Source organism: Bacillus hominis (assembly GCF_030348325.1).
GTDB classification, from domain to species: Bacteria; Bacillota; Bacilli; order Bacillales; family Bacillaceae_G; genus Bacillus_A; species Bacillus_A hominis.
On the sequence record NZ_JAUCFS010000005.1, the window covers coordinates 2,118,723 to 2,140,118 of the forward strand.

The window sequence follows — 21,396 nt, forward strand, 5'->3', positions numbered from 1 at the left end:
ATGGGAACATTTCTACAATTAGATGAATTTAAACGCGAAACGTTAATTGGTTATGTTGAATCGTTAGAAATACCGTTTACGTCAACAACGCTGCAATTTTTACCACGTGACAAACAAATTTTTTCGTTAGATTTCGGGATGGATATCTACGAAAAACATAACGTAGTAGCGGCCAATTTAAATGAGTTTGGCACTCCTGCTCCATTACGTGATAAACAAGGACTAGCGCGAGTGTTCGGTGAAGTGGCGAAAATGAGTCATAAATACCGCTTTGACGAAAGAGACGCATTAACAATTATGAATCCTCGTCATGATAAAGAACGTCAACAAGTAATCGATAAAGCTTTTGATTATGTCGATAATCTTAAAATGGGTGTTGAAGAAACAGAAGAGTACCTACGTACATCCATTTTGTACAAAGGTAAAATTGATTACAATATCGATGGATTTACAGTTGAAATTCCATTTAATGTACCGAAAGCGGTTAAAGTGATAACAAAATGGAGTGACCATGAAAATTCCAATCCAATTAAAGATTTAATTGATCTGATTGAGAAATTCAAAAAGACAAATGCAGGTCGTAAGCCATTAGAACTGCACATGTCTAATTTAGCTTATTTAGACATTCTTCAATCTAAATCAATTATTGGCAATATTAAAGGATCAGCTGGTGGAATGGTAACGCCTGAGGAACTAGCAAACTTCTTAACACGTTGGAAAATCCCACCGATTGTAACGAACGATTTAGAGATCACGTTTGAAAATGGAAAAACAGAACGTTATTTACCTGAAAACCGTATTGTTTTCTTAGGTATTGATGGTAAGAGTTCACTTGGATCTACAGTAGAAGGTCCTACAAAAGCGAAAAAAGGACAACCAGGCGTTTACGTGAAAACGTGGGAAGAAGATAATACAGGTGATGAATTCATTGAAATCGGTAAAGCTGCATTCCCTGAGTTGAATTATCCATCAGGCGTAATGCAAATTGATGTGTGATGAAAAGCTTAATTACAGCAGATGAAGCGAAAAGCTTATTTGCGGAACTAAATAACGTGAATGATCTGGAAGCCGCATTGTTACGAGCTTCTATTTTTGTGCGCTCAAAAGTGAAGAAAATAGATGAGCAAGTTCCTGATGATATCAAACTTGCCGTCTGTTATCTTGTGAAAGACGAGAAAGAACCGCAACAGGTGAAAAGTATTGAACGCTCTGATTACAAGGAGACATTCGCCGATAAAGGTACATCCTATCGTACTCTTGCAATGGATCTACTTGAACCATACATGCAAACAGGGAACGAATCAGGGGTGTTTTTCTTTTGAGTAGATATGAATCGATACTATTTCACCGAATGACGGTTTCTCGTATTGAATCCGATGGGAGCGAGTACGACAGTAAGCAAGTATTACAAGAAATTGATACTGATCTTCCTTGCGCTCTTGTAAAGAAAAACCAAAGCAAAGTGAATGAAGTGTTAGGTCGAGTAGAAGTAGACACTGTAGTTTTCATTCACACGCTTTATCCTGGCATAAAAGCAGGAGACACAATTGATGTATACGATCCTGAAACGAAATATAATTTAGGCCGTTATATTGCTTCACAGCCATATCCAGCATTTGGCCGAGAAGGCATTCATCATTTTGAGATTGACCTAAAAGGTGAGGTAACGGTATGAGTGGCGGCATGGAAGGTGGATTTATTCTCGAGGGATTCGATGAATGGATGCACCAAATGAAAAGCGTTATACAAGGTAGGTTGCCAAGAATGCTCGAATTGTGGGCAGAAGCATTGGCACTACAATTAATGTCAATGGTGGCAGAGAAAACGCCAGTTGATCAAGGGGCACTACGAAACTCATTCTTATCTGCCGGTGCAGGTGTAAATGGTGACGGTTCTGTTTTCTTAAAGGTTGGTATGGGAGAGGGAATCGAAATCGTTGTTGGTTCAAACTTAGAGTATGCTGAGTACGTGGAAGCAGGGCATCGTACAAGGAATAGTGGAATGAGCCGAGAGACCGCTAAACAGGCAGGGAAATGGGTAGAGGGTGCTCATATGTTAGAAGACTCTTGGCATGAATTCGAGCCGGAAGCATTACGATGGCTTGAGGACAGAGTGGGAGAGATTATGAATGAACTTGGTTTCGTGTGATTTAAATAGTGTACTAAAATTCATTCAAACTACCACTGGCATAAAAGGACATACGACAAGAAGGAGGCAGGAAACAGAGCCTCCTTTTTTCTATTTACAAACGCCAGTAGGTAAACCGTATCAGGATTCAGTTGGCTTTCATCGATACAGACCACTGATCCACGGTACATTGTTTCTGGATAAAGAATCGCCAGAAACACAAGCACTGCAATTTCAAGCGAAGTTGCAAGATGCACTTATGCGGTGTCGTTATGACATTCCGCTAGTAGATGAGAATTACAACCCAACAAAAGCTCGTTTAGAGGATGTTGAGTTTGAAATAAAGCAAGCTGATGTTGATGTGTGGACTTTCACTGTAAAAGGTGAGCGTTTCATTGAGCTTGTTGAGCACCATGAAATCCTGCGGAAAGTTCATAACAATATCAGAGTTAATGAGAAATGAGGTGGCTGTGATGGCAAGCAAAGAAGAAAAACAAACTGCTCCTGTTGTTCTTTACCCTGTAAAAGAGGTAGTTGAGAAAGCAGAAGCGTTATTTCATGTTCCGAGTTATGTTGCTGGTGCTGCACTTTTTGGTTTAGAAGAAGTAGATGTGGAAACAGCACAAAAGAGAATTGCCGCATTTTTAAAAAGAGAGGTGAAGTAACATGGCAAAACCGTTTAAAGATGGGAAACACGAACTGGAAACAGGGTTTTATTCCTATGCAGAGCTTACTGTAAAGGGTGCAGTTGATAATACGGCTCGTGGTACTTTAATCATGCCAATTAAAGCAGATTGGGGACCTGAGAATGTAATGGTTGAATTAAATTCATTCGATGAGAATCCATTCTATGGCCAAACTGCACACTTAGTGGATTTAGCGCGTAAAACGAAGTTGAAAACATTAAAAGTCATGCGTTTAGCAACTGCTGATGCAAAGAAAGCGACAGTTGCGCTAGATACAGTTAATGTTACTGCGAAGTATGTAGGAACTCGTGGCAATGGTTTTAAAGTTACGGTTCGTCCACAGTTAGGCGAAACAGGAGTAAAGCAATTAATTCTAACAGAAGGTACAACTGAGTTAGAACGTACAAGCTTTGCAACGATTGATGAACTCATTGCAAAAACAAAGTTCAGTTTATATATCACCATTTCCAAAATTGAAGGGAAAACAGAAACGACAGTTGGGGATGCGAATAATATCCCTCTTGTTGGTGGGAACAGCGGCGAAGTAATAAAAACAGAAAATTATAGTGATTTTCTCAATTTAGCAAAAGCAGAAGTATTTGACGGAATTGTATTGGACGGCATTGCAGATACATCGTTAAGAACCATGTTAGTCCAATTTGTTCAAACTTCTCGTATAGCTGGTCGTCTAATTACAGGTTATACAGCAGGAGAAGGTTCAACAGATATCGATTATTACGGTATTGCGAACTGCGTACAAAAAGCAAAAATTGATGAGCGTTTATATACGCCATATGAAGTTGCAGTATACATGGCTGCTGCTCTTTTATCATGCCCACTTAATGAAAGTGTGGCACAGAAAGCAACACCGTTTACGTGGGTTGAGAAGCTTTCTGTTGAGGAAACAAAAGGACGCATTGCGACTGGTAATATCGTGTTCTTCCAAGAAGGAAAGAAAGTTCGTTTCAATACGCCAGTTAATACGATGACGACACTGAAAAATCTTGATGCAGTTATTGGTATGTCGGAAGAGTCTGATCCGGCTGCTACCATTCGTACATTGCAAAAGGTGAAAGTCGTACTTGGTATTGATTACATTACGAATGCGCAAGAAGTTATCTTTAACCGATACATTTCAAAAGCGAACACGCAAGCGAAACGTATTGCTGCAGCACAAGCAATTAAAGATGAGCTGTTAGAAAGATTAGCGCAAGAAGAAGTGATTGAGTTAGGATCATTTAATTGCTATGAAGATCCACGCCATACGCAAGACCTTGGCAAGCCAGTATACAAAGATGAAGCGTTCTTTATCACTGAGTACACAATCGTTGATGCGATTGAAAAAGTGTACAACAAAAACAAGGTATCCTAAGGAGGTCTGCTAGATGTCTTTGTATGATAACAATTTACCAGTCGTAAACCCTAGAAATATTGTCCGAGGGAAGTACGGTGCAGTATATGATGATTCGGGAGAGCAATGGGCAGGAGTATCAGAATTTGAAGGTAAAATCAAATTCGATAAAAAGAAAGTAGAGCGTGCAAATGCTTTCTTAGATGGAAATCGTATTATGGGTGGTTCTGGTTCAGGGAAAATGAAAATGTATCACACAGAAGATGCGAAAGCCTTGACTATACGTATTTTAAAGAATCCAGATCAAACATTTACATTGATTGGAGACTATCATGATCCTGATGAAATGGCGCAGGGTGCAAATATGAAAGTTGCTTTTAAAGGTATGAGCTTTGATGAGGTAACTTTACTAGGCTTTAAAGTGAAAGACTTAGTTGATGATGATTTTCCGTTTACGTTTGATGATTTTGAGATTATTGAGTAAAGAGAGGGATAACCTCTCTTTTTTCTTTGCACATAAAATAACGCGTGAAAAACGCTAGGAGGAATACTTATATGACTGAATTACAGAAAAAACAATTTGCGAGTTTAGATGATTTATTTGGAGTAAATACAGATGAGCGTGTTCGTGGGAAAGTGAAAGTGCAAACGATCGATGGGCAATACATTGTGCTACCTATGAAGTCCCTTGATGCTGATACAGAACAAAAAATCCGTAAAACATCTACAACGAAAATTCCTCAAAAGAAAGGCATGCCACCATTAGAGCAGATGAATGAAGCGAAATACAACGCTTTAATGATTGCAGCTGCTACAGATGAAACAAGAACAAATATTGACTGGAGCTCACCAGAACTACAGAAAAAAGTCGGTGCACCTGTACCGAACGCTGAATTTATTGTACCTAAAATCTTATCGTTAGGCGGCATTGTAGCAGCTGCACAATACATTATTGAGCTATCTGGTTTAGGTCAAGATTCAATGGAAGAAGAGATTGAAGCGGTAAAAAACTAATTAAAACCGACCCTATGGCTTCATGGGCCCACAGGCTTTTTCAAACAAAAAATATTGATCCGGAAGACTTTTTTCTTATGAAACGTGAGAAGAAAGTCTTTTTTATTGCGTCTTGTTTGTACCAAGACGAGATAGATGAAAAAGCTGCCGAGGCCCAATAATTAAGGGCGGTGACGTATGAGTGAAAAACAAGTAACCGGTAAGATAAGTTTAGTGGATGCGATGTCGGCTCCGTTAAGAGCTATGACACAACACATGGAGCAAACGTCAAGAGCAACAAGGGAATTAGATACTGCGCTAAGATTTCAAGGAACAAATATTGTACCGCTTCACCAGGCAACGCAAAGTACAGAACAGTTGGATCGTAACGTTATACAATTAACAAACCATTTACACCAATCCGCACAAGGAACAACGCAATTTGGTAATAATCTGCAACATTTAAACACAGATTTAAGCCAATCTACACAACGAGTAAATCAGCTTGAGCACGAAATGCAACAATTGCGTCAAGAGTGCCAACAATCTGCACAACAGGTAAATCAATTAGAACAACATTTGCAGACGATGGAAACGAACTTACAAGAATCCGCTCAACGAGTCAATACTCTAGAAACGCAAGTGGAACAGTTGACTAGGGAAATGAAACAAGCAACCACTCAAATTAATCAATTGAATGCTGCATTAGAACGACAAAGAACACCAGCTGATGATGCAGCTGCAAGAATGCAAAGGTTACGAGAGAGGTTTGGTGGTGTTAGTGAACAAAATGCTTTAATGCTACAAAGTTTAGAAGGTGCGAGTGGAGCTTTATTTGCTACAGGTGCAGCTGCCACGATTGCAGGTGGAGCAATTGCAATGGGGCTTGGTTCAAGTGTAAAAGTAGCAGCAGACTTTGAATCCCAAATGTCTAAAGTAGGTGCGATTTCTGGGGCAACCGGTGAACAGTTAAGCAGTTTAACGGAAACCGCAAAAGAACTAGGAGCATCCACCACAAAGTCAGCAAGTGAAGTTGCAGTAGGTATGCAGAACTTAGCCGCTTCAGGATTCGAGGTAAACGATATTATAGGTGCAATGCCTGGTATTATCGCTGCTTCCGAAGCCGCACAAGAAGATATGGCAATGACCTCTGAAACTGTAGCAGCTGCTTTAAATGCGTTTGGTATGGAAGCGAAAGAGTCCTCTCATATAGCTGATGTACTCGCGCAAGCAGCCAATCAATCGGCAGCTGGTATTAAGGACATGCAGTACAGCTTTAAATATGCTGCACCAGTTGCGAAAATGCTTGGTATTTCGTTAGAGGAATTATCAGCAGCTACAGGTATCATGGCCGACTCTGGTATCAAAGGTGAACAAGCCGGTACATCGTTACGTGCTGCATTACTACGTTTAGCTGATCCACCTAAGTCTGCTAGAACTGCATTGTCTGATTTAGGGATTACCATTCAAGATTCATCAGGGAAAATGCTTCCTTTCCACGATATTATCGGTCAAGTTGGTAAATCGACAAAAGATATGGGAAATGCACAGAAAGCAGCCGCTTTATCAGCTATTTTCGGTACAGAAGCTGTATCAGGTATGTTAGCGGTAGTTGAAGCAGGACCAGATAAATTGCAAAAGCTGACGCAAGGATTGAAAGATTCAGGCGGCGCAGCAGCTGATACTGCGAAGAAAATGCAAGATAACTTAAATGGATCCTTGAATCAATTATCCGGTTCATTTGAAACATTGCAAATTTCGATGGGTAATGCGCTCATCCCTGTCATTCGTGTTGTTGCGGATGGACTTGGCATGCTAACTGATGCATTTAATGCGTTACCAGGACCCGTGCAAACAGTGTTAACGGTCATGCTTGCATTAGTAGGTGTTACTTTATTAATCGGTGGTCCTCTTATGATTTTACTTGGATTTTTACCGGGTATTATCGAAGGATTTGCCTTACTAGCTGGTGCAATGGGAATGACTTCTGGAGCATTACTAGGTGTAGCAGGAACCGCCTTAACCGTCATCGGGGTAGTCGCCGCAATAGCCATAGGAATAGCATTGCTTTGGTCATATAGTGAAACCTTTAGAAATATTGTTCATGCAGCGATAAACGGTGTGAAGTCAGCGTTTGATTCCTTGATGGTAAAAGTGAACCAGGTCAAAGCATTCCTTGTAACAACTTGGTCAGGTATAAAGGCGATTTTCGGAGGGAACGAAGGTAAGGGCGTTTCTATCTTAAGTCGCTTAGGATTCACACCTGAAGCAACGAAAACCATTGTCACTGTAACGAATGGGATTAAAAATGCTATCAACCAGATCAAACAACAAATGGCTAACTTAGGACAATTTACAAAAGGAATCGGAGCATTGTTTGGAGGAAACACCGGTAAAGGTGTATCCATCCTGACTTCACTTGGACTCTCACCACAAACCATTCGTAGTGCCGTTACTATTATAAATGGTGTCCGAACGGCTGTTACTAATGGCATGAGAGGAATCATGACAACAGTCCGAACAATCGGTGCTGGCATGAGCCGATTCTGGTCGCAACATGGTCAACAAATTGTTCAATTTGCATCTCAAGCATATAGCGGACTGAAATCGATGGTGGGTACGGTTCTAAATGGGGTCGGTACGGTTGTTCGTAGTCTTCTAACTGGAATCGCTAATTTCTGGTCCCAACACGGTACGCAGATCATGAATTTTGCATCGATGGCGTGGCGCGGAATTTGGACGACAATCACCACGGTAGCTGGCGTTCTATGGAAAATCGTGAGTACTTGTCTATCTACAATCTCTGATTTTTGGTCCCAATACGGCTCACAAATTATGTCGATTGCAAGTAAAGTTTTTGATACAGTCGCCAAAATCGTTGGAAATTGCTTAGATTTTATGTCTGGGCTTTTCCAAACGGTGATGCCGATCGTGTCTGGAGCAACGGAAATTGCCTTCGCATTAATAAAAACAGCAGTCGAAGTTGGCGGTCGTATCATTGAGGGCGTTGTTAAAGTTGTATCACATTTATTTCGTGGAGAATGGCGGGAAGCGTTTGATGCTGCATGTCAAACGGCAGTTGATATTTGGAATATTATCGTTGATACATTTAAGGGAATCGACTTATTCCAAATCGGTAAAGACATTATCAACGGATTGATTAATGGTATTTCTTCTATGGCTTCAGCGGCTTGGGATGCAGTAGGAAACATTGCAAGTGGAATCGCTGATGCGGTAACTGGATTCTTTGATATGCACAGTCCTTCACGATTAATGTTTGAAAATGGAGAATTCGTTACAGAAGGGTTAGCACTTGGTATTGTTCACAAAACAGATATGGCCGTTAAAGCTGCAGAACATGTTTCAGAAAAAGCAAGTATACCTTTTGCAACTGACGGAAAAGGCAAGTCTTACACATCAAACAACGTAAGCAATTCTAATAAGAGCAGCGTAATGAATAAGTTCGATGTAACTATATCAGCCGATACAGCACGAACAATGAATGAAGATGATGATACATTTAAAGAATTAGCAGATAAATTTATCAACTATGTAGCGGATAAATTGGATGATGTAAGTAATGCAAGAACAGATGTAAATTTAGGGGTGATGGAACAGTGATTTTTATTTTAACAAAGGATGCAAAGCTGACCTTCCCTGTAACCCCTTCAGGCATTGGACCAAAAGGAGGGGACACCCAAATTACAGAAGTACAAACATTGCATCGGGGTGTTATTCCTTTTATCGATGGAATTGGATTAGAGGAAGTCGCCTGGACTTCCTTTTTTTCATTTAACAAGGTGTATGGCGAAGAAGTTCGGCATGATCCATACAAAGCAATAGCTGCACTTGAAAAAATAAAGAAAGCAGAAGAACCGGTTATTCTTTGTATTACAGAGCTGAATTACCAAAAGGAAATGTTATTGAAAACTTTTGATTACTGGATGGATAAGCCAGGTTTTATTGAGTTCTCAATTGCGTTTAAAGAAAACAGGGATATCAAACTTGGTGTACTAAACGGAAATGGTGAAGTTATTCGGCCACCATCCAATAATATGGAAAACTACGCATTAAAAACGGCAAAAGTATCAGGTGATGCGTATATGGTAGCAGTGCGTGACATTCCTTCACAAAACGGAAAAGTTATTGGAACCGTAAAGAAAGGTGATACTGTTACACTTGCACGTAATGGGCAAGGAGAATGGTTATACATTCAAATGAGCAATCTTAATGGCTACGTATTGGCTAGTAATTTGAGTTAGGAGGGATTTTATTGCTTCAAGTGTTAATCGGCAAAATGGACGTAACAGATGCTGTTATCCCTCCTATTTCATTTGATGATGATTATGAATCAGGACCCGTAAAAGTAGATGTCAATCTTGTATATCAAAAAGAGTTTGAAGATATTGAAGGGGAACCGATTCGGATCAAGGCTGGCAATGTGATTTGGTTTGAAGGATTTGTTCGTGCTCATAAAAATGCGAAGAATAGAGATTACTCTATTACGGCATATGATCCACTATTTAATTTAGTGAAATCGGATGAAGAGTTCGTATTTCAAAATCGAACGGCTACACAAATGATGCAGTCCATTAGTGGGCAATACGGGCTTCCAATCAAAGAAATAACTAGTATCGATACTGTATTTCCAATCATGTATTTTGATAAAAATAACGCTCAAAATATTTTTGAAATCTATGTCATTCTTCTTTATGAAAGTAAGAAGAGAACCGGAAAAAAGTATTGGATTCGGTATGAGCCGGGTGGAATTAGGATATTTGATTGGGTTCCTCCTAATAAAGTTCTGGTACTTGGTGCAGGACTGACCGAAGTTGAAACGACTGTATCTGTTGAAAATATAAAGAACAGTGTAAAGGTTGTTAATCGTGAGAAAAACATAATGGCCGTACAAGTAGATAATGAGTCAATTAAGAAGTATGGTCTGTTTACAACAACTGAAGAACATGGAGCAGAAACAGAAGCAGCTGCACAAAGTCATGCAAATACTACACTGAAATTATCAGCTTTACCTGATGTATCAAGGCAAATCAAACATGTTCATAGTATTGACGAACCGCGTTTGTGGTCAGGTGATTACGTGTATGTAGAAGACCTAACAAAAACAATTCTTGGTGGATATTATATCCGCAAAATATCTTATCAATTATATAAAAATCGTGTGGAAATGAGCGTGGATTTATCAAAAACAGCTACATTACCAAATAAAGCGTATGTTCCACCAGAAGAAACACAAAAAGAGGAAGGGTAGGTGAGGAAGTGAGAGCAGCTGAACGGATATTTACTCATATACAGGATGCGAATAACAACAAAAAGGAAGAAAGCATGTTTGCGCTTGGTCAGGTCATTACAGGTGAACCGAATGTAACAATTCAAATACACGGTTCATCTAAGGCTTTACCTAGTGCATTTTTTGTGATGCCATATACAAAGTTTAAAAAAGGCGAAACAGTACTTGTGCAACGTATCGCTGGAACAAGGCCAACTGATCGGCAGTATGTAGTGAAACCACTGCATGATATGGTGTCTGTTTGTAATTATACGGGTTCTGATTATGTTTTATTGGCAGACAGTTCTATTAAATATCCTGCTTCACAAACATTTTGCCCCTGGCCGATACCGGCTGGAATGAATGTGTTATTACTTCCGAACCGATTCCCTACAAAAGATGCAATATGGGTGGTGGTGAACGCGTATGTCTAGAATGTTGCCTGAAATTAACTTACAAACTGCATTTGATGAGGATGTAAACAGTGAAGAGATTACCGGTTATTTAACACCCTTATTCGACTTCCGAGCAGGTGAATTTGTAGCGGATAGTAATGGGGTAGTAAAGGTAGATGATGGTCAAATTGGCATGGCAAATCTCATTGAGAAAATTCACCTCGTTCCTAGAAACGCTTATCGTGTTTATACAGACGCTTACGGTTCTGATGCACGTAATGTGTTAATTGATAAAGAACTAAACGAGGAAGCGAAAATACTACGCTTAAAAGAAGTGATTCGAGATAGTTTGATTTACGATAAACGGGTTGTGGATGTAGGTGTCATTGAAATTGAGCGACAAAGTGATGAGAATGATGTATTTGTTGCTTCTTACATCGTCAATACCATTTACGGAAATATCCCTGTGAGAAGGGAAGTGAGGTAATGAGTGTACCTGCATGGTGGAATGAAACAGAAGACGATATTATGAAACGCTTGCTCGGTAAGATTGATAAGAAATGGGACAAGCGACAAGGTGGTTTCATTTACGATGTGTTAAAACCAATTGCAGTTGAACGTAAAGTGGGACGAGAAGAGTTTATGAAATGGCATCAATCCAATTTTGCTCAATATGCGACTGGCATTGATTTAGACATAGTTGTTGCTGATAAAACACCTCTTACTCGTTACCCTGCAAGAAAAGCAAGAGGACCAGTAGTTGTAGAAGGAAACGAAGGAACGAAGCTTATTAAAGGCGCTACTTATATATCGATTCGATATGAGTTGAATAACAAAATCATCGAATATAAGCAACTTGAAGAAGCTGTAATTGGTGCAGATGGAACAGCAAAAGTAGAAGTCGAATGTGTCACGCCTGGTATTATTGGAAACACCGAGATTGGGACAATTGATTTAGGAGAGTCCATATTCGGTGTATCTAGCGTGAAAAATCCTGAAAAAATGACAGGTGGAGAAGAAGCAGAAAGTGATGAGGATTTTAGATCTCGTTACTTTGCGTATTTAAGAGAGTCCTCCAATAGCGGCAACATCGGTGATTACATTCGTTGGTCACTTAGTGTCAAAAATGTAGGGGGCGTATTGGTATTTCCAATAGCAAATGGAAAAGGAACAGTGAAAATTATGCTATGTGATTATAGTTTCGCTCCTGCTCCACCAGAACTGATTCAACAAGTGCAGCAAGTCTTAAATCCAACAATTGAAATGGGAGATGGAAAAGCACCTGTTGGAGCAAGTGTATCTGTAGTTCCTGCAATCCCTGTGAATATAAATATCACGGTGAAAGTATCGCCAGGAGGAAATACAGAAGAAAATAAGCAAAATTTAATTAAAGAAGCGAATGAGTATTTAAAAGAGTGCAACAAAGTATATTGGCGTGATGATGCAAGCAGACAATCGATTTTAAAAGAGTCTTATGTCGTCAATTATTTAAAACTTGGAGCAGTTGCGGTAGATGTATTTAAGCAGTCAAGAGTTAATGAAATGGTGATCAACGGACTACAGAAAGATGTTGTTCTCACTTCAGGCCAAATTGCAGTGATAGGCGAGGTAATCATAAATGAGTCGCCGTGATGAAATAGTAGAGCAACTGCTCGAATATTCCATGAAAGAATACCGCAGCTCGCATTTATTCAATAGCTTAATGCAAATCGTTGCTGATGAGAAGATTTCAGAAGAACAGGAATTTGTGGATACAAAAGCTCAAATGCGTGTAGAAACGGCAACATGGGGGATTGATGATTGGGAGAGAGAATATAGCATTCGTGTTGATGAAAATAAGCCTCTGGATCAAAGGGTTTCATTCGTATTGAGTAAACAGCGTAGTGCTGGTGTCACAAGAATTCCTTTGATTAAAAGGGTGGCAGAGTCGTTTGAATATGGCGAAGTGGATGTACAACAGGATATACCGAATTACACGATAACGATTTCCTTTGTTGGTAAACTCGGTATGCCGCCGAATATAAAGGATATTCAATTTGCGTTACGGAGCATTATTCCAGCTCATTTAGACATTAATTATATCTTTACGTATACAACATGGGATGAATTAGAATCACACCGTATGAAGTGGGATCAACTAGGAGCATTCACTTGGGATGAAGTCATGGTTTATAAAAAGTAGAGAGGTGAAAATATGCCTACAATTACAGATCGTTTGAAATTATCACTACCTCTTGGGAATGAGTTTGTTAGTAGGGAAGTGCTTGTACAGGCATTCCAAGATATTGATCGTTTAGTTATGATAAGTGGAAATCTGGATGAATTAAAAAAAGCAGTTAACACCTATACAGATGATGCGATTAAAGTATTAAAACAAAATACGCAAGATAAAATTGGTAAAGTTAATGGAATTGCAACTCTTGATGGAACTGGAAAAGTACCTACTTCACAGTTACCAAAGAGAAACGCAGCAGATATTAACTTGTCTGATTTGAAAAATTACTACACGGAAGATAACGTTGAAGCTGCCCTGCAACAAATAGGTGATATATTAAAGAATCTACAACTTAAAGTGAGTGTGTATCGTTCTAATAAAACAACAAGTGGTATTTTTGCAACAGTGGAATGGAAGACAAAAGGTGGTGTACTAGCTAGGAAAGCCGTGCTAAGTGATCCAGATACAAATGGGAATTACGGAAAACAAACCATTACGTTTTATGCGGAAAACGGAACAACAGTAATTGGAACGGATGTATATGTCATTACTTATGATGCTGATGGCGATGTGACAAGTGAGGTGCTGCAATAGTGCCTTATTTAGATGTACATTTCGGACATAAACAAGTGTCGGAGAATTTGTTTCCACATGGACTTGGTAATAAGGAGAGAATGTGGGACTTACAATTTATTTATCCTAACCATAGAATATACGATAAGAATATGCAGTTAGTACTCAGTGAGGGACGAGAATTAATACCACAAGCTCTAAGTATGTCTGTTGCACCATTTGTGAATCTTGGTGTTTTTGAAGCGTATGAATCAGGTAGTGAATTTCTCAAATTACATCTCATCGATATGAAGAAATTCACTAAAATAAATGTAATTCAAGAATCATTACTTATACCAAACACAAGTCCTGCATTATACGGGAGCTGTGATTACTCTGCATTTCCAAATGGAGATATCGTAGTCATGAACTACCCAAAAGATACTATGACTTTGTACAATAAAAAAGGGGAATATAAAAAATCCATTACTGGCGTTGTAAATGTAACAAATCAAAACAAAAATTATATGGAAGTTCATCAAAGAAAAGGTATCATTGCACTTCAATATGAGACAGGATATAAGTTTTATAATAAAAATTTAGAGTTTTTATTTCAAATTGGTACAAATGATGTTAGAAATAGTTTCAGAGGTGCAGGGTTTTATCCGAATGGGGACTTGCTAATAGGTAAGCAGAATCAAACATATACAAGATTAGTGATTGATTACACTAGCAAAACTTTAGTAACAACGTATTCGACACCATTAACAAGTGATCAAAGGGATACAATTTACCTGGTCAGAATAGAGAAAGATAAGTCGTTCTTCCAGAGAGCATACAGAGGAATAGGGAAAAGTACTCTTTTAGAATTTGATAAGAACATGCAATTAATTTCTGAAACAACTCCACCATATAATTTAACAAAATTAGTTTCTTGGGATGGTAAATACTATCATACAAAAGAGGAAAATGGCGCAGGTGGATTATATAGATCGTATGAAATAGCAACGAATAAACTTGTACTTGAATATGATATGAGATCCGTATCGCCTAGTGTGTATGGATCGTTACGAGGACAAAGTGAAACATATGGGACATATCAGTAAAAAGAGTTAAGCGCACAATAGTGGGCTTTTTTATTTTGCTTGAAAATGAGGTGGTTTTTTGTATCAAATATATCCTACTGGCGCAAAAGCAAACGGTTCAAATGACAGTCCTGCTTTTGATGTAATGCTAGAGAAAGCAAGAACTTCCCAAGTGAAAACAATTTTTGTACCAGATGGTGTGTATGGGATTCTAAAGACAATTGTAGTCCCACCGAGAGTCAGAATGATTTTCGCGCCTAATGCCGTGTTAAAGCCATTGGCAGATATTCATGTCATTCAAATGAAACCAGAAGCTTATTTAGAAGGTGCAACTATTGATTTGAGAAATATGAAGGTTCCATTTACTAAAGCAGCTATTTATTTTAATGCGACAGATATTTTTCAGTTCTATGAGCAAACGCATATGCTCAAAGACATTAATATCCGTGGTAAACATGCAACGAGTGGATGGACAGGCACAGGGATTCTCATGGAAGCCACAACACCAATGTCCTATATCGATAATGTGAAATGCAACAACATTACGATTACAAACATGCAAAAGGGCATTCATTTACGTGTGGATCCAAAAATAACAAAAGAATCCGATATGGCTTGGGTGAATGCGAACTTCTTCCATCAAATCACGCTCATGAATTTCGAATACGGTTTGTATTTAGAAGGAGATTCAAAAGTACCGCGTGATGTAGGAGGGAACTTGTTTGACCAGGTGCAATTCCAAGCGGAAGCAGGGACGAAACGACTCATCTACTGCGAAGGTGGTACAAATCGTTTTGACATTTTTGGTTGGGATATACACAAATTAAAGCCTACAGAAGCTGCATATGAGTTTACTAAATCTGCAAGGTTCAATCAAATTATCAGTCCGATGGCCGCTGAAATTACAGAAGCATGGATTGATAATGGATATTTGAACAGTCTTCCAAGTCCGAACAACTATGTATCGGATAAAAGAATCAATGCATTACCAATTAGTTTACCGTATGTGCCTAACTTTATCGGGAATCAGGATGACTACTTAGTAAACGGTCATAAACGTGGATATACCGTTACGCAAGTTTCAACGCATCCAATTGTAGATGGTGAATTAACGGATATTTTTACATTCGATACAGAAGCAGGAATTACATTCGATGCGAAAAATGCAACGTATGAGAATCCAATTGTACTTGAAATCAACACGTTTTCTGATCCAATCTTGTATGCTGCTTTCCTTACTGTCATGAGTGCATGGGGAAGCCAACCGCAAGGATATGAAATGGAGATGTACGATGAATTAAGTAAGCAATGGATTGGTGTACATTGGACCAAAAACAACAGGAGTCAGGCAATTGCAGTATCTGCTCCTTGGGCAATGGCTGATAAGTGTACAAAAATTAGGATTAAATGTTGGGGAAGTAACCTAGCTAATAAACAAATTGGTATTAGTCGAGTGATGATGACAAGCACAAAGTATGGTGGGAAAGCCTATCTTCCTTATACAGAATATCAACGTGAGCTACCTGAAGTTTCATTCCCACCAACATTACCAAATAAAAAAATCATGGTGGGAGATCAAGATGATGTCCTGTTACTTACTGATAAACGATACAAAGTAAACTTACCTGGTGCGCCTAGATCATCCGGTAACATTTGGGCCATGTTTAGTATGAGAAGAGAGCAATTCTGTCGTTGGACAAATCCCACGGCAGAGACACCAGCTATTATCGAGATAGATTTCGGAACAACTCCAATGCAATTCCTTGAATCAGTAGGGATTGAATTTGGATGGACTGAAACACCGAAAAATATAAAGATTGAACGTGCTACAAGCTCAAACGGTGCATACGTTCAATTATCAAATATTAATGGGAACAAATCTGATGTCATTCATGTCGCAGCAAGATCAGCAAACACATTTAAACTACGCTTTACCATTTCCCTTTCTAATAACGAAAACACTCTTGTCCGGGTGAATCGAATTTTTGCCACGAGTGGAGATGATTACCCGAAAGTATTTGTAAATACAGAATCAGACAATACCGTGTATGGAGATTTCCGATTTGGTGATAAAGCAAAAGGACCTGTCTTACAAGCAAACGATGGTTCTTTTTGGAGAGTAAGTGTGGATAGTACAGGAGCGCTCAAAACGACTAAGTTATAAATGATCGTTTTTTATTTTGGAAAGGAGTTAACATATGACAATTGAAATCGGTTTACTTATTGCAGCTGTTTCACTAGTTATCGGGTACCTTTCTTACGCTTTAAATCGTTCAAGAGAAATTAAGTCAGATGGTCAACAAAGCGCGGAAATGAAAGCTGAACTAGGGTATATCCGTAAGGGTGTTGATGATATTCGTATCGATCAGAAGGCAAGTGAAAGGCAGATGGTTTCGTTTGGTGAACGTATTACACGGGTAGAAGAAAACTCCAAACAAGCGCATAAAAGACTGGATACGTTAGAAAAGGAGAATGATTGATATGAAAGAAAAACTAAAAAATCGTGGATTATGGGTGGCATTATTCGCATTGTTAGGGATGGTCCTTATGGATACCATCCCTCATTTTAATTTAGGACGTTATCAAGAGTATGTGGATATACTGCTCTTTATTTTAGCTGCTGCTGGTGTCATTTCGAATCCGAACGCAGGTAAATGGTTCGCTGATCAAGATAAAAAAGGAGAGGATCAATAATGGGTCACGTTGTAGATATTTCAAAATGGAACGGTAATATTAACTGGCCAGTTGCAAAACAGTACTTGGATTTTGTTATTGCTCGTGTGCAAGACGGCTCAAATTACGTAGATCCACTATATAAAGGATATGTACAAGTTATGAAGCAACATGGCATTCCATTTGGCAACTATGCTTTCTGTCGCTTTATTTCCATTGCTGATGCGAAAAAAGAAGCGCAGGATTTTTGGAATCGTGGTGACAAGAGCGCTACAGTTTGGGTTGCAGATGTAGAAGTAAAAACGATGGGTGACATGAGAGCAGGTACACAGGCTTTTATCGATGAGTTATACCGATTAGGAGCTAAGAAAGTAGGTTTGTATGTAGGGCATCATATGTACGCTCCATTTGGTATGGCGAATGTGAAATGTGATTTTGTATGGATTCCACGTTATGGCGGTAATAAACCAGCGTATCCATGCGATATTTGGCAATACACTGAAACAGGGAATGTACCTGGGATTGGCAAGTGTGATTTAAATAAATTAGTTGGAAGCAAACCTTTAGCCTGGTTTACTAATCAATCACAAACTTCTAAAAAGGTACAAGAACAAGGTAAGCAGGAACAGGAGAAACAAGAAGGGATTGGAATCGCAACTTCAAAATACGCAGATGGTTATGGCGTGAATTTATATGAGAATCCTGCTGATCCGCAATACACAGGAAATATCACGAAAAAAATCCCGTATCTTGTTTTTAAAGGATATTGGGGTGGCGATGATAAGGATATGATTTGTTTAGGTAGCGAGAAACAGTGGGCAAAATTAGAGCATTTCGATGTGGAATGGTTCCATGCTTACTCTAAATATCCTCCAGGTTACGGGATTGCGGTCCATAGCGAACCTGAGTGTATAAATCACATCGATAACATCGATGGAACGGTTCCGTACCGTGTTTGGGGTAAATATTTGGATGCTATTGATATCGGTGGAAACAGATGGATTAAAGCGGAACATGTAACAATTAAATAGTGTAAAAGCCGGCTCTTATTGAAGCGAGTCGGCTTTTTAGTGTTTTAATAAACAAGAAATTGAACAGACTTTCGAGCAGTACGAATTGCATAAAGTATTTTGTCATTAGTAAATCTAATTCTGGAATCAGTATGCCTGTCGATATATTCTAAAAATTTCTTGTCTTTTAAGATTACTGCTGGTTCTCTAGAATCGTTATAAAAATCTAAGTTTTATTCAACAATAGCGCCCTTTTATGGAATAACTGAGTAGCTTCTATTAGCTGAGTCCGTAGGGACTACAGGGATACCTAATCAAATAGAAACCTTAGTTATTAACCGTATTAAAAATAGTTTCATAAGATACTTTGTGACAAATAACTAAAAGGTGTGATTCAAATGATTAAGGAAGAAGTTCAAAAGCTGCTTAATAATTTAATTCAACTCGAAAATTTATCGTCTTCCATCTATTTAGCCATGTCTGCCGATGCGAATCGTAAAAACTATACTGGTATGGCACATTGGTTAAAGCTTCAGTCGGACGAAGAGCGAACACATATGTTAAAGCTTATTGATTACTTAGCAGGAAAAGATGGAATCGTACAAATACTTGCAATACCAGCACAACCTACAGATTTTGGTACACCACTAGAAACTTTTGAGAAGGCGTTAGAACATGAACGTTTTGTAACAAACGCATACCAGCGAGCTTATGATTATATTACTCAAGTAGATTCTCAAACCCTGATTATTATTCTAGATTTTTTAAGGGAACAAATTGAAGAGGAAAATCAAACCTTAACCATTGTAGAACGGTTAAAAATAGCAAAGGATAATCCAGCTGCTTTATTGTTATTAGATCAAGAGTTGGGGCAAAGGAAGAACGTTGGAGCAGTAGAAGCAAACGGATAAAAAGCAAATATTTCTTTTGAACATTGGAAATGACTCAAACTTCATGTGTAAATATAGCCTGCACATTGAACAGAAGAAGTCAAAAAAACGCTATTTTTCCTGTATATTTCTACAGAGAGAATAACGTTCTTTCGTTTTGGGGATATTTCAAAATCTTAGCTTGATGGGCATGGCTACCCCTTATAGACAAAATAAAAAAGAAAAGCTTGTGTTGTGATCAATCATCGTCGTCATTATCACAGTTGAAACACTGAGCGAACGAATCATCTGGACATTCTCCAGGGATCGGTTCACACGGGTTAAAGTTTTGATTATCGAGAACTTCGTATGGTCTCATCATATCATGGTCTTCGTGTTCAAGGATGTGGCAGTGCCACGGGTAGATTCCTATAAATGGCCCAAAACGCGCAATGATACGGGTGACCTCCCCAGGATTGGCACGAACGGTATCTTTCCAACCCATCTCGCTTGGATCGGGTGGTTGTGGCGGTCCAACTATAAGGTCGGGACCATTTGGATCACCAGTAAACGTAGCACGATTCAAAATTTGAAAAGTAACAAGGTGCAAGTGAATCGGGTGAGTGTCAGGTGTAGTATTGTAAAGCTCCCAAATCTCTATCGTCCCATTATATGGGGTTTCTGTAAGGGGTAATTGATGCCAATCTAGGTTATTTAATAAAAGTTTTAAACGCCCAAATTCATCAGTAGTTTCAACTAAGAGATTTTTTCGTACGATTACAGCATCATTAGGATCCAGGTGTTCTAAGCAGCTTAACTTTTTTGGGATTTTACTGTTGTCAGGTTTGTGCAATTTTCGTTTGACACAAAATTCCATAATTTGCATAAGGTCTGAAGAAGGGGGGGCACCGTTAGGGAATGGAGCTGGTGCGTCATTTGTTAAGATAATATTTTGACCTTTATGGTTTGAAAAATCGATAATAACATCGACACGTTCAGCTGGTGCAAGGATGATTTCGGATACGATGATTGGTGTTTCCAAAAGTCCTCCTTCTGTGCCAATTTGGACAAAATTTTGTCCAGAACTCAACTTTATACGATAAAAACGAGCGTTAGAGCCATTAAGGATGCGGAACCGGTATTTCCGTGGCTCGACTGCAAGATAAGGCCATACTTTTCCATTGACTAGGATGGTGTTTCCAAAAAATTCTGGTACAACTGATGGATTTGGTAATGTTGGATCTATTGGTGGGGGTGGTTGTGGCGCTGGAGGTGGCTCATGTCCTGGCTGAGTTGGATAGAACAGTTCACCATTAGGATAAAATGAACGATCTTGTATGACTAGTGGAATTTCAAACTTTCCATTTGGTAAGTTCAATTCTTCCTCTTTCTTATCTCGAAGGAGATAAAACCCTGCAAGTCCTGCATAAACGTTCAAACGAGTGATCCCAAGAGCATGGTCATGATACCACAGAGTCGCAGGTCGTTGACAGTTTGGATAATAGTAAACTTCATGCACGAATTTCGGGCCAACATTTTCAAAGTTTCGTGTAAACCATGCTTCTGGATATCCGTCATTTTCTGGTCTAACCCGACCTTCATGCAAATGTACAACTGTCCTAACAGAAGGTTTGTCTGGTTCTGCTCCATGAATAGTTCGATCTACGGGTAGCAGATGTTCAAAAGGTAATTTATTTTTCCATTTGACTAAAATAGGGTGATTTCTTTGTACTTCGAATGTAGGACCAGGATACATACCGTTGTAACCCCAAACAGTAGTTGGTGGCAAATCGCGATGTAACTTCTGTTTGACTTCCTTCATAGTTACCTCATAGAATGGGATGTTATCATGCTTATCTTTTGCTTTTAAGACCGATGGAATAGGTAATGCATCTACAAACTTTTCTAAAGACATTTATCTGCCTCCTTTTTAAATAATCAGAATATCTCTTGATTCTATTTTTTTATACTTAATCATTTTATGTGAATAGAGACTTGAACAGAACTCACATTAGGAAAATGTAATGAATCGTTATTTATATAAAAATCTATAATGAAAAAAGTGAACTTAATTCTCATAAATAAATATAGTAAGAAACAAAATTGATGAAAAGAACAAGCATGTAATCCCCATTAACAAAGAAAAGAATCGA

General features: G+C 38.8%; 24 protein-coding genes. 23 read left to right on the forward strand and 1 reads right to left on the reverse strand.

Annotated elements, in window-relative coordinates; translation table 11 throughout:
- The 23 genes from QUF93_RS13345 to QUF93_RS13455 all read left to right on the forward strand — a co-directional run bounded on the left by QUF93_RS13345 (position 1) and on the right by QUF93_RS13455 (position 19,285).
- On the forward strand, positions 1-996 hold the full coding sequence (locus tag QUF93_RS13345; RefSeq protein WP_088058660.1) for a major capsid protein: 996 nt from the start codon (positions 1-3) through the stop codon (positions 994-996).
- Positions 996-1,322, forward strand: coding sequence for a hypothetical protein (locus tag QUF93_RS13350; RefSeq protein WP_088058663.1), 327 nt, complete (start codon positions 996-998; stop codon positions 1,320-1,322). The genes QUF93_RS13345 and QUF93_RS13350 overlap by 1 nt, the downstream gene beginning before the upstream one ends.
- On the forward strand, positions 1,319-1,675 hold the full coding sequence (locus QUF93_RS13355) for a hypothetical protein (RefSeq protein WP_088058665.1): 357 nt from the start codon (positions 1,319-1,321) through the stop codon (positions 1,673-1,675). Before QUF93_RS13350 ends, QUF93_RS13355 begins: the two co-directional genes overlap by 4 nt.
- On the forward strand, positions 1,672-2,148 hold the full coding sequence (locus QUF93_RS13360) for an HK97 gp10 family phage protein (RefSeq protein ID WP_088058667.1): 477 nt from the start codon (positions 1,672-1,674) through the stop codon (positions 2,146-2,148). The genes QUF93_RS13355 and QUF93_RS13360 overlap by 4 nt, the downstream gene beginning before the upstream one ends.
- Positions 2,129-2,590 carry a hypothetical protein gene (locus tag QUF93_RS13365; RefSeq protein ID WP_088058670.1) on the forward strand — a complete coding sequence of 154 codons (462 nt, stop codon included), beginning with the start codon at positions 2,129-2,131 and terminating at the stop codon, positions 2,588-2,590. Before QUF93_RS13360 ends, QUF93_RS13365 begins: the two co-directional genes overlap by 20 nt.
- A 10-nt stretch (positions 2,591-2,600) precedes the next feature.
- On the forward strand, positions 2,601-2,792 hold the full coding sequence (locus QUF93_RS13370; protein WP_088058673.1) for a YqzN/YkzM domain-containing protein: 192 nt from the start codon (positions 2,601-2,603) through the stop codon (positions 2,790-2,792).
- 1 nt (position 2,793) lies between these two features.
- Positions 2,794-4,185: a phage tail sheath N-terminal beta-sandwich domain-containing protein gene (locus tag QUF93_RS13375; RefSeq protein WP_289359088.1), complete on the forward strand. Its 1,392-nt coding sequence runs from the start codon at positions 2,794-2,796 to the stop codon at positions 4,183-4,185.
- Between the two features lie 13 nt (positions 4,186-4,198).
- Entirely contained in the window at positions 4,199-4,648 is a 450-nt protein-coding gene (locus tag QUF93_RS13380; RefSeq protein WP_289359089.1) for a phage tail tube protein, read from the forward strand.
- Positions 4,649-4,719: 71 nt separating this feature from the next.
- Positions 4,720-5,178 carry a phage tail assembly chaperone gene (locus QUF93_RS13385; protein ID WP_289359090.1) on the forward strand — a complete coding sequence of 153 codons (459 nt, stop codon included), beginning with the start codon at positions 4,720-4,722 and terminating at the stop codon, positions 5,176-5,178.
- Between the two features lie 177 nt (positions 5,179-5,355).
- On the forward strand, positions 5,356-8,778 hold the full coding sequence (locus QUF93_RS13390; RefSeq protein WP_289359091.1) for a phage tail tape measure protein: 3,423 nt from the start codon (positions 5,356-5,358) through the stop codon (positions 8,776-8,778).
- The gene (locus QUF93_RS13395; protein WP_088058682.1) at positions 8,775-9,419 is read left to right on the forward strand and encodes an SH3 domain-containing protein; all 645 of its coding nucleotides are present in this window, start codon (positions 8,775-8,777) and stop codon (positions 9,417-9,419) included. Before QUF93_RS13390 ends, QUF93_RS13395 begins: the two co-directional genes overlap by 4 nt.
- Positions 9,420-9,439: 20 nt before the next feature.
- Positions 9,440-10,426 carry an XkdQ/YqbQ family protein gene (locus QUF93_RS13400; protein WP_434476096.1) on the forward strand — a complete coding sequence of 329 codons (987 nt, stop codon included), beginning with the start codon at positions 9,440-9,442 and terminating at the stop codon, positions 10,424-10,426.
- Positions 10,427-10,434: 8 nt separating this feature from the next.
- On the forward strand, positions 10,435-10,878 hold the full coding sequence (locus QUF93_RS13405; RefSeq protein WP_289359093.1) for a hypothetical protein: 444 nt from the start codon (positions 10,435-10,437) through the stop codon (positions 10,876-10,878).
- Positions 10,871-11,326 carry a DUF2634 domain-containing protein gene (locus QUF93_RS13410; protein WP_088058688.1) on the forward strand — a complete coding sequence of 152 codons (456 nt, stop codon included), beginning with the start codon at positions 10,871-10,873 and terminating at the stop codon, positions 11,324-11,326. The genes QUF93_RS13405 and QUF93_RS13410 overlap by 8 nt, the downstream gene beginning before the upstream one ends.
- Complete coding sequence (locus tag QUF93_RS13415; protein ID WP_088058690.1) at positions 11,326-12,471, forward strand: baseplate J/gp47 family protein; 1,146 nt, start codon at positions 11,326-11,328, stop codon at positions 12,469-12,471. The genes QUF93_RS13410 and QUF93_RS13415 overlap by 1 nt, the downstream gene beginning before the upstream one ends.
- Positions 12,458-13,021, forward strand: a complete 564-nt coding sequence (locus tag QUF93_RS13420) for a putative phage tail protein (protein WP_088058693.1) — start codon at positions 12,458-12,460, stop codon at positions 13,019-13,021. The genes QUF93_RS13415 and QUF93_RS13420 overlap by 14 nt, the downstream gene beginning before the upstream one ends.
- A gap of 12 nt (positions 13,022-13,033) precedes the next feature.
- Complete coding sequence (locus QUF93_RS13425) at positions 13,034-13,648, forward strand: hypothetical protein (protein WP_289375354.1); 615 nt, start codon at positions 13,034-13,036, stop codon at positions 13,646-13,648.
- Positions 13,648-14,712, forward strand: a complete 1,065-nt coding sequence (locus tag QUF93_RS13430) for a hypothetical protein (protein WP_088058698.1) — start codon at positions 13,648-13,650, stop codon at positions 14,710-14,712. The genes QUF93_RS13425 and QUF93_RS13430 overlap by 1 nt, the downstream gene beginning before the upstream one ends.
- A 58-nt stretch (positions 14,713-14,770) precedes the next feature.
- Positions 14,771-16,855 (forward strand): hypothetical protein, encoded by a 2,085-nt coding sequence (locus QUF93_RS13435; RefSeq protein WP_289375356.1) that lies wholly within the window; start codon positions 14,771-14,773, stop codon positions 16,853-16,855.
- Between the two features lie 34 nt (positions 16,856-16,889).
- Entirely contained in the window at positions 16,890-17,171 is a 282-nt protein-coding gene (locus tag QUF93_RS13440) for a hypothetical protein (protein WP_088058700.1), read from the forward strand.
- A gap of 1 nt (position 17,172) precedes the next feature.
- Positions 17,173-17,385 carry a hypothetical protein gene (locus tag QUF93_RS13445; RefSeq protein WP_088058702.1) on the forward strand — a complete coding sequence of 71 codons (213 nt, stop codon included), beginning with the start codon at positions 17,173-17,175 and terminating at the stop codon, positions 17,383-17,385.
- Complete coding sequence (locus QUF93_RS13450; protein WP_289359094.1) at positions 17,385-18,395, forward strand: glycoside hydrolase family 25 protein; 1,011 nt, start codon at positions 17,385-17,387, stop codon at positions 18,393-18,395. The genes QUF93_RS13445 and QUF93_RS13450 overlap by 1 nt, the downstream gene beginning before the upstream one ends.
- 377 nt (positions 18,396-18,772) lie before the next feature.
- Positions 18,773-19,285 (forward strand): ferritin, encoded by a 513-nt coding sequence (locus QUF93_RS13455; RefSeq protein WP_289359095.1) that lies wholly within the window; start codon positions 18,773-18,775, stop codon positions 19,283-19,285.
- Positions 19,286-19,502: 217 nt separating this feature from the next.
- Here QUF93_RS13455 and QUF93_RS13460 read toward each other — a convergent pair whose 3' ends face one another.
- Complete coding sequence (locus QUF93_RS13460; protein ID WP_088058708.1) at positions 19,503-21,158, reverse strand: multicopper oxidase family protein; 1,656 nt, start codon at positions 21,156-21,158, stop codon at positions 19,503-19,505.
- Positions 21,159-21,396 lie beyond the last annotated feature (238 nt).

What these genes read in the sequence shown, in the direction of transcription:
- QUF93_RS13360 (WP_088058667.1), top strand. Translation starts at nt 1,672, where the DNA reads ATGAGTGGCGGCATGGAAGGTGGATTTATTCTCGAGGGATTCGATGAA.
- QUF93_RS13375 (WP_289359088.1), top strand. Translation starts at nt 2,794, where the DNA reads ATGGCAAAACCGTTTAAAGATGGGAAACACGAACTGGAAACAGGGTTT.
- QUF93_RS13380 (WP_289359089.1), top strand. Translation starts at nt 4,199, where the DNA reads ATGTCTTTGTATGATAACAATTTACCAGTCGTAAACCCTAGAAATATT.
- QUF93_RS13370 (WP_088058673.1), top strand. Translation starts at nt 2,601, where the DNA reads ATGGCAAGCAAAGAAGAAAAACAAACTGCTCCTGTTGTTCTTTACCCT.
- QUF93_RS13425 (WP_289375354.1), top strand. Translation starts at nt 13,034, where the DNA reads ATGCCTACAATTACAGATCGTTTGAAATTATCACTACCTCTTGGGAAT.
- QUF93_RS13440 (WP_088058700.1), top strand. Translation starts at nt 16,890, where the DNA reads ATGACAATTGAAATCGGTTTACTTATTGCAGCTGTTTCACTAGTTATC.
- QUF93_RS13420 (WP_088058693.1), top strand. Translation starts at nt 12,458, where the DNA reads ATGAGTCGCCGTGATGAAATAGTAGAGCAACTGCTCGAATATTCCATG.
- QUF93_RS13450 (WP_289359094.1), top strand. Translation starts at nt 17,385, where the DNA reads ATGGGTCACGTTGTAGATATTTCAAAATGGAACGGTAATATTAACTGG.
- QUF93_RS13385 (WP_289359090.1), top strand. Translation starts at nt 4,720, where the DNA reads ATGACTGAATTACAGAAAAAACAATTTGCGAGTTTAGATGATTTATTT.
- QUF93_RS13415 (WP_088058690.1), top strand. Translation starts at nt 11,326, where the DNA reads ATGAGTGTACCTGCATGGTGGAATGAAACAGAAGACGATATTATGAAA.
- QUF93_RS13410 (WP_088058688.1), top strand. Translation starts at nt 10,871, where the DNA reads ATGTCTAGAATGTTGCCTGAAATTAACTTACAAACTGCATTTGATGAG.
- QUF93_RS13390 (WP_289359091.1), top strand. Translation starts at nt 5,356, where the DNA reads ATGAGTGAAAAACAAGTAACCGGTAAGATAAGTTTAGTGGATGCGATG.
- QUF93_RS13345 (WP_088058660.1), top strand. Translation starts at nt 1, where the DNA reads ATGGGAACATTTCTACAATTAGATGAATTTAAACGCGAAACGTTAATT.
- QUF93_RS13445 (WP_088058702.1), top strand. Translation starts at nt 17,173, where the DNA reads ATGAAAGAAAAACTAAAAAATCGTGGATTATGGGTGGCATTATTCGCA.
- QUF93_RS13350 (WP_088058663.1), top strand. Translation starts at nt 996, where the DNA reads ATGAAAAGCTTAATTACAGCAGATGAAGCGAAAAGCTTATTTGCGGAA.
- QUF93_RS13460 (WP_088058708.1), bottom strand. Translation starts at nt 21,158, where the DNA reads ATGTCTTTAGAAAAGTTTGTAGATGCATTACCTATTCCATCGGTCTTA.
- QUF93_RS13365 (WP_088058670.1), top strand. Translation starts at nt 2,129, where the DNA reads ATGAACTTGGTTTCGTGTGATTTAAATAGTGTACTAAAATTCATTCAA.
- QUF93_RS13455 (WP_289359095.1), top strand. Translation starts at nt 18,773, where the DNA reads ATGATTAAGGAAGAAGTTCAAAAGCTGCTTAATAATTTAATTCAACTC.